General features: G+C 53.6%; 8 protein-coding genes and 1 tRNA gene. 6 read left to right on the forward strand and 3 right to left on the reverse strand.

What is annotated here, in order from left to right; genetic code table 11:
- Position 1 precedes the first annotated feature (1 nt).
- Complete coding sequence (locus ABD971_RS24505; RefSeq protein ID WP_345326434.1) at positions 2 to 1,435, forward strand: hypothetical protein; 1,434 nt, start codon at positions 2 to 4, stop codon at positions 1,433 to 1,435.
- 1,086 nt (positions 1,436 to 2,521) lie between these two features.
- Complete coding sequence (locus ABD971_RS24510) at positions 2,522 to 6,109, forward strand: YobI family P-loop NTPase (protein WP_345326436.1); 3,588 nt, start codon at positions 2,522 to 2,524, stop codon at positions 6,107 to 6,109.
- Positions 6,110 to 6,246: 137 nt separating this feature from the next.
- On the opposite strand, the gene ABD971_RS24515 is transcribed toward ABD971_RS24510, so the two are convergent.
- Positions 6,247 to 6,519, reverse strand: coding sequence for a PIN domain-containing protein (locus ABD971_RS24515; protein WP_345326438.1), 273 nt, complete (start codon positions 6,517 to 6,519; stop codon positions 6,247 to 6,249).
- Between the two features lie 495 nt (positions 6,520 to 7,014).
- On the opposite strand from ABD971_RS24515, the gene ABD971_RS24520 reads away from it, so the two are divergent.
- Positions 7,015 to 7,224: a hypothetical protein gene (locus ABD971_RS24520; RefSeq protein WP_345326440.1), complete on the forward strand. Its 210-nt coding sequence runs from the start codon at positions 7,015 to 7,017 to the stop codon at positions 7,222 to 7,224.
- Between the two features lie 3,415 nt (positions 7,225 to 10,639).
- Here ABD971_RS24520 and ABD971_RS24525 read toward each other — a convergent pair.
- Complete coding sequence (locus ABD971_RS24525) at positions 10,640 to 10,981, reverse strand: hypothetical protein (RefSeq protein WP_339939064.1); 342 nt, start codon at positions 10,979 to 10,981, stop codon at positions 10,640 to 10,642.
- A 242-nt stretch (positions 10,982 to 11,223) separates the two neighbouring features.
- Positions 11,224 to 11,297: transfer RNA gene (locus ABD971_RS24530), tRNA-Ile, on the reverse strand.
- Positions 11,298 to 11,782: 485 nt separating this feature from the next.
- Here ABD971_RS24530 and ABD971_RS24535 point away from each other — a divergent pair.
- The 3 genes from ABD971_RS24535 (at position 11,783) to ABD971_RS24545 (ending at position 17,516) form a co-directional block, all read left to right on the forward strand.
- Entirely contained in the window at positions 11,783 to 15,076 is a 3,294-nt protein-coding gene (locus ABD971_RS24535) for a hypothetical protein (protein ID WP_345326444.1), read from the forward strand.
- Positions 15,077 to 15,376: 300 nt separating this feature from the next.
- Positions 15,377 to 16,153 carry a methyltransferase domain-containing protein gene (locus ABD971_RS24540; protein ID WP_345326446.1) on the forward strand — a complete coding sequence of 259 codons (777 nt, stop codon included), beginning with the start codon at positions 15,377 to 15,379 and terminating at the stop codon, positions 16,151 to 16,153.
- Entirely contained in the window at positions 16,146 to 17,516 is a 1,371-nt protein-coding gene (locus ABD971_RS24545; RefSeq protein WP_345326448.1) for an APC family permease, read from the forward strand. Before ABD971_RS24540 ends, ABD971_RS24545 begins: the two co-directional genes overlap by 8 nt.
- The last annotated feature ends 209 nt before the right edge of the window (positions 17,517 to 17,725 follow it).

The raw sequence follows: 17,725 nt of genomic DNA on the forward strand, positions 1-17,725 counted from the left end.
AGTGAACCAGCACCGTGCATTTATGCCCCAGGACCGGCGAGAGTTTCTTCGCGCGAGTGCCTGGGGCGCCGCCGCGACAACCGTTGCCGGTATGGGGATGTCCCGATTAGGCTCGGCCGAAACGCCTGAGCTCACGGCGTCCGCTTTGCTGCCGACCCGGCCCGCCAGCATCCAAGTGCTGATGCCGCGAGATCGAGTGCCGCTGTCGTTCATCATTGATGATTCGACGTGCCTGGTGAACATGGGACACTTTTGCACTCCGCAGTTCGCGACCGCCTTGCCAAACCGCAGCGAGTATCAAAAACCGTGGAGATCATGGCCGCGTGAGATCCCCGATAGCTTTGTCCGCAAGTTTGGTCAGTGGTGTGCCAGCCAGGGAGTGAAAGGCAAGTACAGTATCGTCCCCAACCCTGCCTGCGTCGGCTGGCTTGACCGAGAATTGCCCGGTTGGTCGCGATCCGAATTGCAGTCCAGCTTAAAACTTGTCCGCGAATTGATGCTCCCCAATTGGGACATCCATCCCGAGATGATCACGCACACGCGTGTGATCGACTTGAAGACCGGCCGACCGATGCAGGAAATCAGCGCGGCAACGATGGAGAATTCGTATCCCCAGGAAAAGAAGAGCGTCGACGAATTGGCAGCCTACCTGGCCTATGCCCTTCGCCTCGTGAAGAACTGTGACCTTCCCTGCGAAGGAATCACCACTCCCGGTGGCTTTGGCAATTCGATGAAAGCCGAACTGCCGATCGCGGTCGACCAAGCGGTTCGCGACGTCTACGGGATCGATCTGCCGCACTACTTCAAATACGTCATCTCTGGCGACCAGAGCACGGAACCCAAGCTCGAACATTTGCGTGGCGTGGGGACCGACGACGTGCGGGTGACGGTGAACGTGCCGGCGGGAACAGGCGATTGGTTTGGCGGTTGGCAAGGCGATTCCCTCTCGGAACCCGATCGCTACTGCAATGCTGCGGCGACCAGCGGCCGAATGGTCGAACTGATCGGGCGGCGGCAACCGGCGGTCATGATTTGTCATTGGCCAGGGATGTACAGCAACGGCAGCGAAGAAGGATTCCGTTCCTTCCAACGAGTCGTTGGGTCGTTGGCGTCGCGATTCGCCGATGACACGATCTGGATGAAGGTCAGCGAGATTGCCCGTTACTGGGCCGCCAAACAGCTGACCGAGATTAGCCGCGTGGGTAACCGCTTGATGCTGACGGCACCCTTTGCCACAGAACGATTCACGTTGCAGGTTGACGGCGGTTCGGGACCTGTGAGTCTCCAGCAAGGAAACGATCGCACACTACTTCGCGAGGCGACCGATCGATCGACTTTGGATGCAGGGACATGGATCGCCTACGATCAAAAACTTGTCGCCTGTTTCGACTTGCCAAAGGGAACAAGCGAGCTCGTGCTAGCAGCGACTTCCTAGGTCTTTGTCGGTCATTCATTTGAAGGTAGTGGATCTTGCTAAAGATCCTCCCAGCCCCAAGACACAGCGAGTTTTTATTTAAGCAAGCTCCACTCCAGCAAAGAACCGAAGTTTCAGACAATACGAAGCACGAGCCCCACTTCGCCTGCCGACCGCAAACAACCCTCCGGCGAAGCCGAACGATTGTTTTTCGATCCTATCCCGATAGAGATGAAAGACATTAGCCGTAGGTAAGCGAAGCGACACCTGCGGAATCGAGAGTGCAAAATCGATTTCGATCCTGGAGGGATCGCAGCCCGGTTGTCTGTGACCCTTCCAGGGTCAATCCCGAGGTTGGCTCAGGTTTTCCGGTGGTGTTCGCTACGCTCAAACCACCGGCTAATTGCTAGAATCCCTATCGGGATGGGGCTAGAACAAGATGTGCAGGATACAAGCGGTTGCGGTCGCTCTTCTAGACTAAGAAAACGGTCGCCTTCCAAACCAAATGGAACGCTACGCAATGGACAGCTTCCTGACGTTGGCGTTCGAAGCCCATAGCGACGAGGAGAATCATGATCGCCGGTACGACACCGCGGTAGCTCGTGACCCTTTCGACCAATAACCTTGGCCGTCCGCTGTGTCAGAGCTTCAGTCGATGAAACCGGAGCATCCGGCGTCGGTCACTGGGGTAGGTTCCCTGAATTCTTCAACACTCACTAATGTGCTCAGGACATGCCCTCCTATGCGTTATGGCGAAATCGAGTACTACACCAGCCACAAATGCGAGTGAATTGGCCGTGTCTCAAGGCTGGAGCCCACAGCAACTGGGTGCGAAGAATGCTTTCTAGCCCGAGACCGCATCCACAACTTCGGCACAGCCTTCGCGTCAAAGTGTTCCGAAATTGATCAAGTGGCACAGGCACGTGGTGTCAAGAAACTCAACAACCTGAATGGCTGACGTGCACAAAACTGAAGCCCACCAAGCCGTTGTTTTTCGTCGCAAGCCAAATTACAGTGCATTTCCTTGTTTTTTACCGTTAATCGCCTCCCCGCCGTGGATGGCAGTGGCGTAAAGTCTGAAAATATATTCTTTCGTGGGTAACAGCAATGCAGGAGGAAACCGCAAAACGAACTCTGAAGATCATGGCGGGCCGATTCGAGAAGTTGACAAATTGGTTTCACTCTTTTGCCGACAAGCTTGAACCGGATAGCAAGGAAGATCAGATCGAAGCGCTATTGCCGGTCGCAGACCCGGAAACGTACCAACGCTACGCTGGCGCTTTCAGCACGATCATCGAAGAAGACGTCACCTGCGTGGCTGTAACCGGTCCCTACGGTGCGGGCAAGACGAGTCTCATCAATGCCTTCCGCGATAATTACCCCAAACTGAGATTCATCCGGATCTCCCTGGCTACCTTTGAGGGCGACGACGAAAAGAAGATCAAATCGGACAGAATTGAAAAGAGCATTCTCCAGCAGCTCATTTACAGCGCGGGAAGAAAGCAGCTGGAATATTCACGCTTCAAGAAGATACGGAAGCCGACTTGGTTGCGGGCAAAGGCGTTCCTCCTGAGTGTCTTCGCAATCTTGACAGGATCGGCGATCAAGTATTGGGACAAGCTCGAGAAATTCGTGGCTGAAGCGGATCGCTGGCAGGAGTTTGCGGTGGCAGGAACTGTCGGCTTGCTTTGGTTGGCCCTATTTCTGGATATAGTCCACGGAATCCTCAAAACAATCGCGGGTCTCTCGATCAAGAAACTCTCTCTCAAGAACGCCGAGATCGAGACGGAGGACAAATCCAAGGAGTCTGTTTTTAACAAACACTTGGACGAGATCGTCTACTTCTTCCAGGAAACGCCTTGCGACATCGTCATTATCGAGGATCTGGATCGATTCGGGAAGACCGAGATTTTCACGAAAATTCGCGAGATCAATCAGCTCATCAATGCCAATCCGGATGTGAGGCCGCACAACAACAAGCCGATCGTCTTCCTTTTTGCGATCCGCGACGATCTGTTCAAGGGAAAGGATCGAACCAAGTTCTTCGACCTGCTCATCCCCGTCATCCCTTTTGTCAGCGCAGGAAACGCTTACAACGTTCTACACAACAAGTTGGAGAACGCAGGACTGAGGGAGGGGCTGCAAGACAAGTTCCTTCGTCAGGTCACGGTCTACGTCACGGACAACCGTCACTTGGTGAACATCGTGAATGAGTACTCCCTGTATCGCAGAACTCTTTCCGATTCCAATCTCGATCCGAATAGGCTGTTTGCGATCATCCTATACAAGGTGTTTTTCCCGAGCGATTTTGGAATACTCCATATGAATCAAGGAGTTCTTGCGACCCTCGTCGGAGAGCTACAGGAACGGAGACAGAAGAAGCGAGAGGAACTCAGCGACCAGCTGAAACAAATAAACGAGGTGGAGAAGCAGACGCGAGAAGGTCGAGTCCATTCTCGGGAAGCCTTAGTCTGTGCGTACGTCGGAGCCATGCAGCGGCACTACAAGCGACAGATACGAAGTTTGCGCCTCGCACGAGGACAAGAGATAAGTATCCACGGCAACGCTGAATCAATCCTGAAGGCGATACAAGAAAGCAGCGATATCCAATTACTCGACATACAAAATCGCCAGCCGACGCAGCTCTTGAGGGCGGACTTGGAAGAGGTCATCCACCCAGGACTCTCCGTCGAAGATAGATTGCACGAGATCGACAGAGCCGCCCAGCTCGAGGAAGATGGGATCGCAACGAGGCGCATCGCGGTCGAAAGAGAGTTACGCGATGCTCGCTACATCCCGATGAAACGCGTTTTCTCAGCCGAGGAGATCACAGAAAGAGTTTCAGAAGTCGAGCATGGCGATCTTTTTGTCTACCTCGTAACACAAGGGTATCTCGGAGAAGACTACGACGATTACACGTCGTATTTCCACAAAGGCGCCACCACCCGAGTCGACCGCGAATTCGTCCAAAGGTTCAACAAGGGTTATGAAATCGATTTCGGCGAGAAGATCGATACTCCGAGTGAGATACTCCTGATCCTCGATGACGGTTTGTTCGGCAAGCCCCAAGGTTTCAACATCACCATTGTCGATCATGTCCTTGATGAGACGGCGGCCGATCATCGCCCCAGGTTGGTTGAAGGGGTCAAGGCATTTCCAAACGAAGCCTTCCGGTTTCTCGAAGCCTACTACGCGGAAGGAGAGAATACTGAAAAACTGCTACGGACACTCATTGAAGCTTGGGAGGACTTCATCGAAGCCGCGGCCAAATGCGAGAACCCAATTCCTCACGTGAAGGAGATTCTCAAAGGAACGCCAGATAAAACTCTCACTGCGCTGCGGCATCCTAGTGCGTTCACGCAAATGATCGAGAGATCCGCTCCCGACATTTTTGATCGACCCGAACTCGCCGGACAACTTCCGTTGTTGGCGAAAAGCGGGTTGCAAATCAGTGACATCAGCTTTCCGAGCCTTTCGGACGACGTTCGCTCGGAAGCGATCAAACGCGTGACCGAGCATGCGCTCTGGAAGATGACGCCGATGAATGTCGCCACGATTCTGGCGTGGCATGGAATGAAAGCGGATGCGGCCCAATCCGAGATGTTCCGCAGCTTAAAAAATGCTCCGCCCAGCGTCTTCGATCATGTTGAGAAGCACATAAACGATTTCGTCAAGAATTGCTTTCTGGAAGTGGACTCGACCGTCGCAGAGCCTCGAGAGGGCGTCGAGAAATTGCTGTCAGTACAGGGGCTTGAAGAGAATCTCGGAGAACGGGTGATCGAGAGACAAAATGCACGACTCAGGTTTTTGCACGTGCCGAAGCACTACTGGGCTACGCTTGTCGAGGAAGAGAAATTTGTCATCGACTGGCAGAACTTCGAAGAGTTCCTTGTCGAGACGGTCGATTTTCCGCAGCTTGCGTCAGTCTTTCAATCGCACGATGTCGTCTCCGAGCTGGCCAAGGACCGGAAGGAAATCCGGCCGGAACTCTTCGGTCTGCTCGTCAATTTCGATGAGATGGGACTGGAAAGTTACCAGATGCTTATCGGTCCTGAACTGGGGACGATTACCGAGTTTCCGACCGCGATTGAACGCGATAAAAAGCTCCACCTGATCCGCGCCGGTATGATCGAGTTGAGCAAGGACGCATACGTTTGGTTAGAAGGAGATCCTGCGCTTCGCGTGGCACTGATCGAGAAGCAATTCCTGACCTTTCAAGAGAACATTGAAGATTGGTCCATCGAAGAGAAGGAACTTGCTGGACTCCTCAAATCAACCGTTCCTCAGGATGCGAAGAGGAAACTGCTTCTGAAAGCTGGAACGATTGAGCTAGGAGAGGACGTGGAACTACATAAGAATGTTGTCCGGATACTCGCCAACCCTGAGACGGCGATTGACGACTTTAACCCGGATTTCGTCGAAAGGGTTATCAGAAGCGTGCCAAAGTGCGATGCAGCCAAGCTCCTAGTCCGGATGATTCCAATGTGGGACGAAGTCCGGGTAATGAGCAATCTCGAAACAATCGGGACTCCCTACGAGGAAATCACGGATTACGGCAAGAGGCCGTTGATTGCAGAAAGCGACGTCAACCTGGCTTTGGCGGAAGCCTTGCAGAAAAGGGGCTTCATCTCACAGTTCAAACAAGAAAAGAAGGGAATCCGGATCATTACGAAAAGCAAGAATCCTTCCGAGTAGGAGCGGCGTCCTCCTGGTAGGCAGGCAACATTCGTCGCGTGATCAGGACGAACCGTCCTGTGCACCGAAAGTGGCTCTTAAATCGACGCTCCGCTTGCCGACACCGGGTAGCTTTGAGCTGAAGTATATATACCAAATCAATTCACCGGACAATGGATCAGCTCCAATCCTACGACTTGCAGGCAGTCGCGTACGTTGTGGGTTGCCAGCGGCGCTCCCAATAAAATTGCCGCTGCGGCAATCCACGCGTCAGCGACCTGGATGACTCGACCCGCTTTCTTAGCGTCCGCCCGAAGCTGAGCCCAAGGTTGACAAAGGCGATCGGTCGCGATTTCCTTGGGCCTCGACCTTGAAATCGCCGTTCCCTCGGGCATGCTACCGAGTGATCCACGCTGAATCAGTTGACTCACGGTGTGATCCTTGGTCGAATTCACCTGGATTACCCGATCGTGCGGGCGTTCAAAGGAGAGTTACCCGATAAGGCCACTATGAATTCCTTATTTACTAAACTTGTCCTCGCGACCATGCTGGTCATACCGGGTTGTTCTCCGTTGATGACAAAACCTCCGACGTAACGTCAATCGGCGGCATTGATTGATTGTCTTATTTCTGTTTAGCGTTTGCGGGCTTTGGGCCAGCGTGACGACGCCTCGTCGTTGCCCTCCCGGGGGTACAATGCCAAGCCGATGAACGTCATCATCGCGGACAGCCAGAGAATTGCACCCGATTTGGCGGTGGCCGTGCGTCTGGACGCAGGATCACCCACTGCTGCCACCATGTGAATTCAAACGTGATTTTCCTGACCGCCTTCCAAACTCATACGTGAGCTGCAGATGATCGACCCTGTCCCTACTTCGCGGCATGACTTTCCGTACAAGAATGCTTTTCTCGGCTTTATACTCGTCATGCTCGTTGTCAACATTGCAATTTTGGTGACCGAGGGTGACTACGGTTACGATAAATACATGAGCCTCGTCGTCACGCTGATGCTTCTTTTCAACCACGTCGCGTATCAATACAAACTGCCTGGATCATTTCGTCCCCTTGCTAAACTGCTTGCCTGGACGTGGCTCAGTATTGGGTTGTCATACATCGGCACGGTTGTGCTTCGCTGACTCGTCTCGCGTGCCACGTGATCGAACAACGCACACCGCAGCCTCCAAGACGCAGCCTCCAAAACGCGGACACCTAAGCTATCCACCGGAGCACGGCACTAGGCGATCAGCAATGGAAAACCAATCGGCCGCACCTGCTGGCGGCAACCGATCGTCGACAAGTGACGACTTTTTTTGCACCGAAGGCGCGGAACACTAATCGGCACGGACCTGCACTAATCGATTAGCGAAGATGAGTGGGAAGCAGTGTTCAACCTCCTCTTGCTTTCGATGGATTGAGCTGGTAGCTCGTTGGCCTATTTGATTTCATCAAACATCGCCTTTCTGCCATTCCCATCGGATGTCTCGGTTGGATTTGGGAGCGACCTAAGGATTGTCCGCAGGCGATTTGCCGCGATCTCAATTTTTCTGTCGCACCAATCTTTCTGTCCTGACTTGCGGCATCTCAAAACACCGAACGCCGGGACAAGGCGAGGGCGACTGTTGCGGAATAAACACTCCTGTAGTGTGTCGGACTCACTGCATATTCGGTGCGGCGATTGCTCGGACGATAGATAGACAGAAAAATTGGTGCGACAGAAAAATGAGACTGCCATGGCGTTTCGCAATTGGGCCTGAACGCTCGCATCGTCTTCATCTTTTATCCCTTTCATCTTTTAACCTTTCTCTTCTTCTCAGTCGAAAGGCGACGATTCCGGAATAGACAACATCCGTATTCCGGCTCTCCCATTTTCCTGCCCCATCCATTTTCCTGCCCAACCTCCGGTTGCACGGAGCACAGCAGCCATCGCTTCGCGAGTTTGCTGCTGCGGGCCCCCGAATTTACGTTCGGAAAATATGCGACAATCGCAATGCGGTGAGACCGCCATTGGATTCCCCTCTTTTTAATCTTGCTGTCGCACCAATCTTTCTGTCCTCACTTGCGGCATCTCAAAACACCGAACGCCGAGACAAGGCGAGGGCGACTGTTGCGGAATAAACACTCCTGTAGTCTGTCGGACTCACTGCATATTTGGTTCGGCGATTGCTCGCACGATGGATAGACAGAAAAATTGGTGCGACAGAAAAATGAGCCTGCCATGGCGATACGTCATCGGGCCTGAACGCTCACGTCGTCTTCATTTTTTATCCCTTTCATCTTTTAACCTATCTCTTTTTCCTAGGCGTAAGACGACGATGCCGGAATAGATAACATCCCATTCTGGCTCTCCCATTTTTCTGCCCCCTCCATCTTCCTGCCCAACCTCTGGTTGCATGGAGTGCCCTCGCCACCGCATCGCGAGTTTGCTGCTGCAGACGCACGAATTCACGTTCGGAAAGCAGGTGACAATCGCAATGCGGTGAGAATGTCATTTGATTCCCAACATTTCAATCTTTCTGTCGTTACTTGCGGCATGGTCAAGCACCGAACGACAGCACACGCCAGGATCGACGGTTGTGGAATGACGACGCGCGAGGTGTGTCGGAAGCCCTGTGAGTTTGGTTCGGTCATTTCTCGGACGATTGGCAGACAGAAAAATTGGTGCGACAGAAAAATGAGACTGCCATGGCGATACGCGATTGGGCCTGAACGCTCGCGTCGTCTTCATCTTTTAACCGGTCATCTTTTAACCTTTCGCTTCTTCTCTGTCGTAAGGCGTCAGCGCCGGATTAAATGACGTTGCATTCCGGCTCCCATTTTCCTGCCCCCCTCCATCTTCTTGCCCAACCTCTGGTTGTATGGCGTGCACCCACCATCACATCGCGAGTTTGCTGCTGCGGCCCTCCGGATTCACGTTCGGGAAGTCAGGTGACAATCGCATTGCGGTGAGACGGTCATTCGATTCGCCGCTTTTGAATCTTTCTGTCGCACCAATCTTTCTGTCGTTACTTGCAGGATGGTCAAACACCGAACGACAGCACACGACAGGATCGACGGTTGCGGAATGACGACGCGCGAGGTGTGTCGGAGGCTCTGCAAGTTTGGTTCGGTCATCGCCGGACATTAGATAGACAGAAAAATTGGTGCGACAGAAAAAGGAGACTGCCATGGCGATACGTCATCGGGCCTGAACGCTCACGTCGTCTTCATTTTTTATCCCTTTCATCTTTTAACCTATCTCTTTTTCCTAGGCGTAAGACGACGATGCCGGAATAGATAACATCCCATTCTGGCTTTCCCATTTTCCTGCCCCCTCCATTTTCCTGCCCAACCTCTGGTTGCATGGAGTGCCCTCGCCACCGCATTGCGAGCTTGCTGCTGTGGGCCCCCCGGATTCACGTTCGGGAAGTCAGGTGACAATCGCATTGCGGCGAGAATGTCATTTGATTCCCAACATTTCAATCTTTCTGTCGCACCAATCTTTCTGTCGTTACTTGCGGGATGGTCAAACACCAAACGACAGCGCACAACAGGATCGACGGTTGTGGAATGACGACGCTCGAGGTGCGTCGGACTCTCTGCGTATTCGGTTCGGCGATTGCTCGAACGATGGATAGACAGAAAGATTGGTGCGACAGAAAAAAGGAGACTGTCATGACGATACGTGATTGGCTCTGAACGCTCACGTCGTCTTCATTTTTTATCCGTTCGCCTTCACTCAGGTGCGAACCACCGCGTTTGTCCCCTGCCGCTGCTTCGCATGTTGACAACGATCTCTGTCGCCGCTCCGCGGCTTTGTAGTGTGATGGTTCGAAACCCCATGCTTACGCATGGGGCTAAATGCTTTCGCCGCTACCGCGGCTTTCGTGCATTGCCCACCCGCGTTCATTCACGTGATTCGCGGGCCAACCGTTTGGAAACCTGAAATAGCGTCTTCGCATCTCCTGCCGAAACAGGCTGGGGGATGTAAGGTACGCGGACTCTTTCTCGGCTATTTTGGATGCTGGACTTGCCTGCTCCGCTTGCCAACGCCGAGAAGAGCTTAAATCCAACAAGCTAGAGCTAATCACCTTGCAAGAAAATTGATTAAGTCCAATCTAGCGACATGCAAGAAGTCACGTGCGTTGTGGGTTGTCAACGGTGTTGCCAAAACGATTGAAGTCGCGGCAATCCAAGCATCTGCGGCTGGATGACTCGACACGCTTTTTTTAGGTCAGATCGAAGTTTAGCCCAAGTTCGACAAAGGCCTTCGTCTACGGGAAAGTAATCAGTTGAACTTGAGGCAGGTAATTGAAATCTCGAGCATTGTGGGTCACAAGGGGCAGATTCAAATAGACGGCTGTCGCGGCAACCCAGCCGTCAGCAGTTCGCAACACTCGCCCCTGAGTCTTGGCCCCCACTGGCGATTAAGAGCACCGAAAGTCAACTCAGCAATCGTCATGAACGAGACGATTAATCGTGAGCCTACCAAAGCCGGTCCGTAGTGCTGGACAAAGTTGTCGGACTGACGGAAGCCCAAAGAAACGACATCGGTATCGACAACCAGAGATGACATTACCGCGTCCGTGCCCCATCGTCTTGACGACCTTCACGAATTGCCTGAATGAAGTCGTCGACGGATTCATCGGCAGGCCAAAAACTAGCTTCAAGTTGCCGAAAGTCCTTCAGGGGTTGCACACCTTGTTTTCTTGCTAATTCCTCAACGTCGGTTGTCTTGGGCATCTGGCGAATTGGACGAGGGGGCGTATCAGGAAACTGCTGACCCGTGTTACTTGCACGCTCTTTTGCAAAGGTCGCCAGTGCATGACGCAACGCATCCTGGGGCGTGGCAAACGCACCGCTTGCGACAGCGTCGTTAAGAACGCCTTCGTATTCGCTAGGGATTTCGAGTGTCATGGCTTCGCTCCAACGTCTGGACTTCGTGAAATTTGTACTTCAATAGTGGCACGGAACGGCCCCAAAGTCAATGAATTGGCAATGTGCCGCTAACCTATTTGCGGCCAAATCGGGTGCCCAGAGCTAGCGTGGGAGCTGGTGTGAATGACGAGAACGGAGCTACGAAAAAGGCTCGAATTCCCTCTTGGAAAGACGAGCCTGATGCGAGGCATTGCAAACTTTTTGGGGGGCAATGTAAGAAGTAGGGGTGGCAGGACTCGAACCCGCGACCAAGGAATTATGAGTTCCCTGCTCTAACCGACTGAGCTACACCCCCGGTGTGCCGCAGAGTTTAACATACTCTCCCTGAGTGTCGCACTAGGTGGTTTTCGCCTATAAGAAAAAAGACAATTTCCCACCCCACACGTTCGGTATTTTCAGTTTTGTCCTCGCAAACCGTCACCTCCCGCGGTTCATCCTGGCGAGTGTCGCTCCGCTCTCCGTGCGGTCCGCGTTGATTCGGCCGATGCGAACCGCAAGGAAAGGAGGCAAAAAAATGAAACTCCAGCCACCTACTGTTCCGATATTTTTGCCACCCATCTTTTTGCCGACTTCTTTTCGAATCAAGAAAATCCTCGGACGCGGGTCTCTGCCTGCGTACCGTCGTGCCGCCAGCCCTTCAGAAAGACGCTCAAACGATACGATTTTGCCTCCGCAGTGCATGCCCTCACGACTTCGCGTTTCGGTAGCTGAACCGTTTGGCGAGGCGTCTGAGGTATACTCGGGGCAGGACATCCAAACTTGAATTCAAGCAGCAAAATCATGTTCGAACGCGATTTGTTCTTTTCCATCTGCCTGCTGGTAACCTGCGTCTTCGCCGCGCCTACTCGAGCGGAAACCATCGCGGTCTTTGCTGCGGACCCCGCAGACGCGTCGATCGTGGAACTGGCGAGCGTTGAGCTTGCTCAAAATAGCGACTTTCAAATCTTAGAGCGAAGTCGTATCGAACAGGTGCTCAGCGAACAACAGCTCGCCACCATGAACAGCCACTCCGACTCGCTGTTGCTCGGACATCTACTGGGCGTTGAAATGTTCGCCATTTGGGAGAAAGGCACCACGAACGCCAGCGGCAGGATGATCGTTTTCGATGGTGAAACAGGAATACGTATCGAGGATCGTGAACTGGCGGCGTCGGACCCGATCGAACTTGCGCACCAACTGGCGAAACGCATCGGCATCGTAGCCAAGCAGTACCGCGACATTGACTTGTCAACGCTACCGATGATCTCGTTGACCTCGGTGCGAAATGTTGATCTGCCGCCGAAGTGGCAAAGTGCATCCGACCAATACGTCGCTCGGCTCCAGCAGAGTTTGACTCAACTGCCTTCGGTTGGACTACTGGAGCGCTCGCGACTTCGGTTTGTGCTCAAAGAAGACATGTTACCCATCGCAAAAATCCAAGCTCGATTACTCAGCTCGACTGAAACATTGACCTTGCAGTTGTCGCGTTTAGATCAACAAACGATCAAAGTCGAATTGCTGCTCTACCAAGCCGATGCTCCCGATCCAAAATCACTTGTTAAAAAAGTGCGTATCGATGCTTCCGAAGCCGATATTGCAAAGCTAACTGACGAGACTGCCGAGTCAATTGCTGCGATTTTGACGCAGCCATCGATGAGAGAAAAGAACGGTGACTCGCATGATGTGGAATCGAGGAATTTACAGCGTGAAGCAAAGCGGCATTCGATGATGCGGCAACCCTATTCCGCAGCCGTTCGTTACGAAGCGGCCTATGCGTTGAGCGACGATCCGCAGGTCTTGGTTTCGCTAGCACGCTCGATCCACCGAAGCCTCTTGATTGAGTCGAATTCATTCGTGGGGACCGCACGAGGACAATTTTATCGCGGTGGGAAGGACATCTCCATTGATCAGTGGCGTGAATGCGTCGAACTCGGACGCTACCTGCTCGGAATCCGCATGAAGATTCATCAAACCGAACAAGCCAAGCCAGCGTGGCCGTTTCTCGATGATGAAACGCGTCCTGCGAACACGCTAGCGATCGATTTCACCTTTCCTTATGGCATTGGCTCTTCGGTACTTCGAGTCGACCCAGATCGGTCGCCTGAAGTTTTCAGCGACCTACGCAGCTTCTATGAAGACGCTTACAAAACGGTGTTTACCGATTTCGCCAACGACGCGAGACGCAAGCTCTCGGGAGCGGCACTACAGCGGTTCGAGAACGAGATCTCTTCGTTAGAGTTAGTGCGACTGACCGGGGACCATGATCGGCATTGTCTGGTCAATTGGGACGAGCGATTTGTTTCGGTGTTTGAAAAGAACCTAAAACATGACCGGTGGCTCAAACATCTCTATGGCTTACGCCTATCGGTGGATGATCTGAACCCGTCAGCCAAAGCGAAACTGCTGAAGAGTCTTTCGGAAGTAGACCCGTCCGCGAATCCCAGCGCAAGTCTTGCCGCTCGCTATTTTTTGTTGCGTGAGCAGCGGAACACACAAGGGTTTGTTTATTCGGATGCATTTCAGTCGCAAGTGATTCGATTGGTAAACGACATTGCGGACCAAATCGAGCGGGTGGATGAACAAGCAGCGATCGAGTCTCGGGATTTCGTTACCGCCTACGTTCGCAAGCTCCGTTATCAAGAGAGTTACCAGCGAAACACTCTGGGACGTTTATTCGATTACACGTGTTCGCTGACTCCCGATCCCGACCATCGGCGAGAAGTTTACAGCGATCCTTATTTTCGTTTACTTGACCACGGCATCCTCTGTTCCGAAGTCCTTAAAAACGTCGTAGCTCCATCGCATTATTACTACATCGCCGAAGATCTTGCACTTCTCGACAGGACCATGGAAATGGTCGCTGAAAATCGATTTGGCTTAGACGACCAACAATACGAATCATTGATCGACGTCATTCGGGATAAACGTGCACGCGTCGAAAAACCCTTTTCGACAAAGGACATGTCGAGTGAAACCACCAACATGCCGTTGGCGTGGAAGCATGTTCGAGAAATCACGCTCCCCGAGTCAGGCAAAACAGGACCGAGGTTGCTGAACGCCCAAATCATTGACGACGAGATATTTGTGGTTGCGCTTGATGTTAGCACGCGAGCGAAGTCGACCCAGGTATTGCTCTACCGCACGACAGGCGAGGAGGGCGCCGAAGTCAGGCAAATCGGGAAGCTGGAGTTATCTCATTTGAAAATCAAGGAGGAGGAAAAAGAACGAAACGTTAGAAAGGAAGTCCCGCCCTTCATGCGCACTTATTATGGCCGGCCGTTCATCCCGGACGTGATCGTGAAGGGAGACGACCACATCTTTGTTACGACCGAGGGTGGCGGAGTCTTGGCGTTTCCATTGAGTGGTGGCCCTGCATTCAAAATCGACACGACCTGGGGGCTTTCATCGAATTGTGTCCAGCAGGTATTGCCGGTTGGCGGCAACCTATTGAGCTGGGTTGGGGAAGAAAGAGCCGACGCAAACTTCGTCTCGATCCATTTGCAAACAAAACAGGTCGAATTGCTTGCGTCATGCCAAAGGAAAGACGCGAAAACACCTTTGGATGATTTTCCGGGTGCCCGCTGTGGGTTGATGATGGCGCAAGATGAGAACCGAGTCATTATCGTGATGGATGAAGGATACGATTTAGAGTCAGCCGTTTACTCGCAGCGCAATGGTGTTTGGCGATATGAACTTGATGCCGACAGATTCACGCGTTTTCCATCGGGTGGGTTCCAGAGCAGAGAGTTTCGACGAACGGCTGAATATGAATTCGTCGTCGGCCGTTACGATGTTGACGCAAAAGAGCGACGGTGGCGACTGTTCAAGCTCAACGAGGATCGGTGGTACGAGATTGGGTTGGCGGATGTACCATCGAGGACCAGGCCGATTGCGACGACCGATTCGGTGATCTGGTGGCACGAACAAGATAGACGCGTTGCTTATCGGCAGAATCGCAATACCGGAACGATGGATCAGTTTCGGATCATCCCCGAAGGACACGCGAATCGATTGACACTACAGTTCTTTCCAGGCTGCGATTCCGCAATCCTCTGCACCGCCGAAAGACTCTGGATCGTCACTCCTGAAAACTAAGATTGCTGCCGCCCCTCTGGGGCTTTGCTGACGTTTGGACCAGCCGACATGGGGCTCACGCCCCATGCTACATCCTGTCGTGCCTCCGGCACTTTATGATGAGGCCACTTCGACGGTGGTGGATAGGCTATTTGCTGCGGCCACTAGACGCGAGCCATTGCCGGACTTGCCTTGGCGGGTTGTCAATAGCGTTTGGCGATTTCACCATTTAATGCGAACACGCTCCCCCTGCGGACTCGGCTCGCTTGTTTTGACTACAATCATCGTCGACTCCCTCACCCCTACCTGACCGAGGATCCAATGAAGCGTTTTGACTTGCTCTCGCTCTCGCTGCTCCTGTTACTCTCGCCTACCCCGCTAACGGCACAGACCGCGCCTATTGCGCAGACCGCGACGCAACAACCGTCTGCCACAAAAACGTCCGGCGACACGACCGCGAGCGTCAATCCGGGGATCAACGACGGCTTTCTTGATCCGGAAATGGATGTGCAGGCGTGGGTCGAACGGTTTGAAGTCGAAAGCCGCGAGGTCTACCACGCTCGCGATGCGATCATGACACAATTAAACCTGAAACCGGGTGACCGGGTCGCCGATGTCGGTGCAGGCACGGGATTTTACTCGCTGCTAATGTCCACTGCGGTTGGCTCCAAAGGGTGGGTGTACGCCGTGGACATCTCGCCCAAATTTGTCCAATACTTGGTAGACCAGTTTGATCAACGCGAAGTCGAAAACGTGACGACGGTGATGTGTGACGACGACTCGGTTTGTTTGCCGCCGGACTCGGTCGACCTGGCGTTCATCTGTGACGTCTACCATCACTTTGAATTCCCCGAGCAAACGATGCAGTCGATCTACAATGCGCTTCGCCCAGGCGGACGAGTGGTGATTATCGATTTCGAGCGAATCCCCGGGGTGTCTCGCGAATGGACACTCGGTCATGTCCGCGCCGGCAAAGCGACCTTCATCGACGAAGTGCAATCGGTTGGTTTTGAACTGACCGCCGAACGCAAGATCCCTGGTTTTAAAGAAAACTACTTCCTCGAGTTTCGCAAGCCAGTCCAGGCGGGCGATGAATAACCCACCACTCGAATCACCGGTTACCGACGCGGAAGCCCCCCCTGAACACACACCGCTCGGTCTGGGTTCGGCGATGTTCTTGGTCGCGGCCAGCATGATCGGCGCGGGAGTCTATACGACCAGCGGATTCACGTTGGCGGCGCTCGGATCGCCGGCGTGGGTACTGGTGGCATGGGCCACCGGAGGCGTGATCGCGATCTGTGGTGCGATCTGCTACGGCGCGTTGGCGCGTGAGTTGACCGAGTCGGGCGGCGAGTATTTGTTTCTTTCTCGCAAACTGCACCCGATCGCTGGCTTGATGGCCGGATGGGTCTCGCTGCTGGCCGGATTTACGGGTGCGATCGCATTTGCTGCGACCACGTTCGAAGCCTATCTCGGCTGGCAAGACGCGATGCCAAAAGGCGTCATCGCCACGACCGTCGTTGTACTTGCTGCAATCCTGCACACGCTTGGGGTGCGGCCGGGGGCTCGGGTTCAAGATTTCGTCGTGATCCTTAAATTCCTGTTGATCGCGGCATTTGTGGCGATTGCCATAGCGATGCGATCCAGTGCAGTGGTCGACGTGCCAGCTGAAAGATTGACAAACGAGTCAATCCCTTGGACGACGTTTTCGTTGACGTTTGCCACTCAATTGATGTACATCTCGCTTAGCTTCAGCGGTTTCAATGCCGCCGTCTATATCGCGGGCGAAGTGAACAACGCGAGCCGCAATGTGCCGCGGGCGATGCTGTGGGGTACGTGCTTGGTGACGCTCTGCTACATGCTGCTGAATGCGGTATTTGTATTGGCCGCACCGAGCGAAGCGATCGTGGGGCAACCCGATGTCGCGACCAAGGCCGCCGAGGCGATAGCCGGCGATACGTTTGCGAGTTTTGTCCGAGTCGTAATCCTGCTGGGACTATTTACGTCGGTTTCCGCGATGATCATGAGTGGCCCGCGAGTCTACGCGAAGATGGCCGAAGATGGATTCTTGCCTGGCTGGTTCCGCTTCTCGGGCCAAATCGCGGGCAAGCCTCCGGTCGCTGCGATTTGGACTCAAGCAGCATTGGGGATACTCGTCATATACGCTTCGGACCTCGAGCGTTTGCTGAGCTATCTCGGGTTCACGCTGTCGGTCAGTGCGGCGTTAACGGCAAGTCTACTATTTTGGGTGCGAGGAAAATCGGGCGTTCGAATTCGGCCGCTACTGTACCCGATCACTCCGATTGTATTCGTCGGCGGCACGCTGTTGGCCGCCACATTGTCGGCTGTGAATTCGCCAATGCAAGCCGCCGTTGGACTTGGGACAATCGCCTTTGGTGCGTTGCTTTACCCGTGGTACGCGTGGCGGGAAGAGCAGCGACGCAAAGCGACGGGCGAGTAAGTTTGCGGCGATTCCCGACTGAATCAATGGTCGTCTTTGGGATCGCCGCAGGCGATCGGTAGCGTCGCGGAAGCCGTCAACGGCTTGTTGATTTAGTGAGCCGCGACGCGTCAGCGGCCGGGTCCCAGGCACGACCCGGTGCCTTACGGCGAGCCCTTTCAAGCTAGCATAAACCATATTCGTGCCGCATTCGTAACTGAATGTAAGCC

The sequence above is a fragment of the Novipirellula rosea genome, assembly GCF_039541335.1.
GTDB lineage: Bacteria > Planctomycetota > Planctomycetia > Pirellulales > Pirellulaceae > Novipirellula > Novipirellula rosea.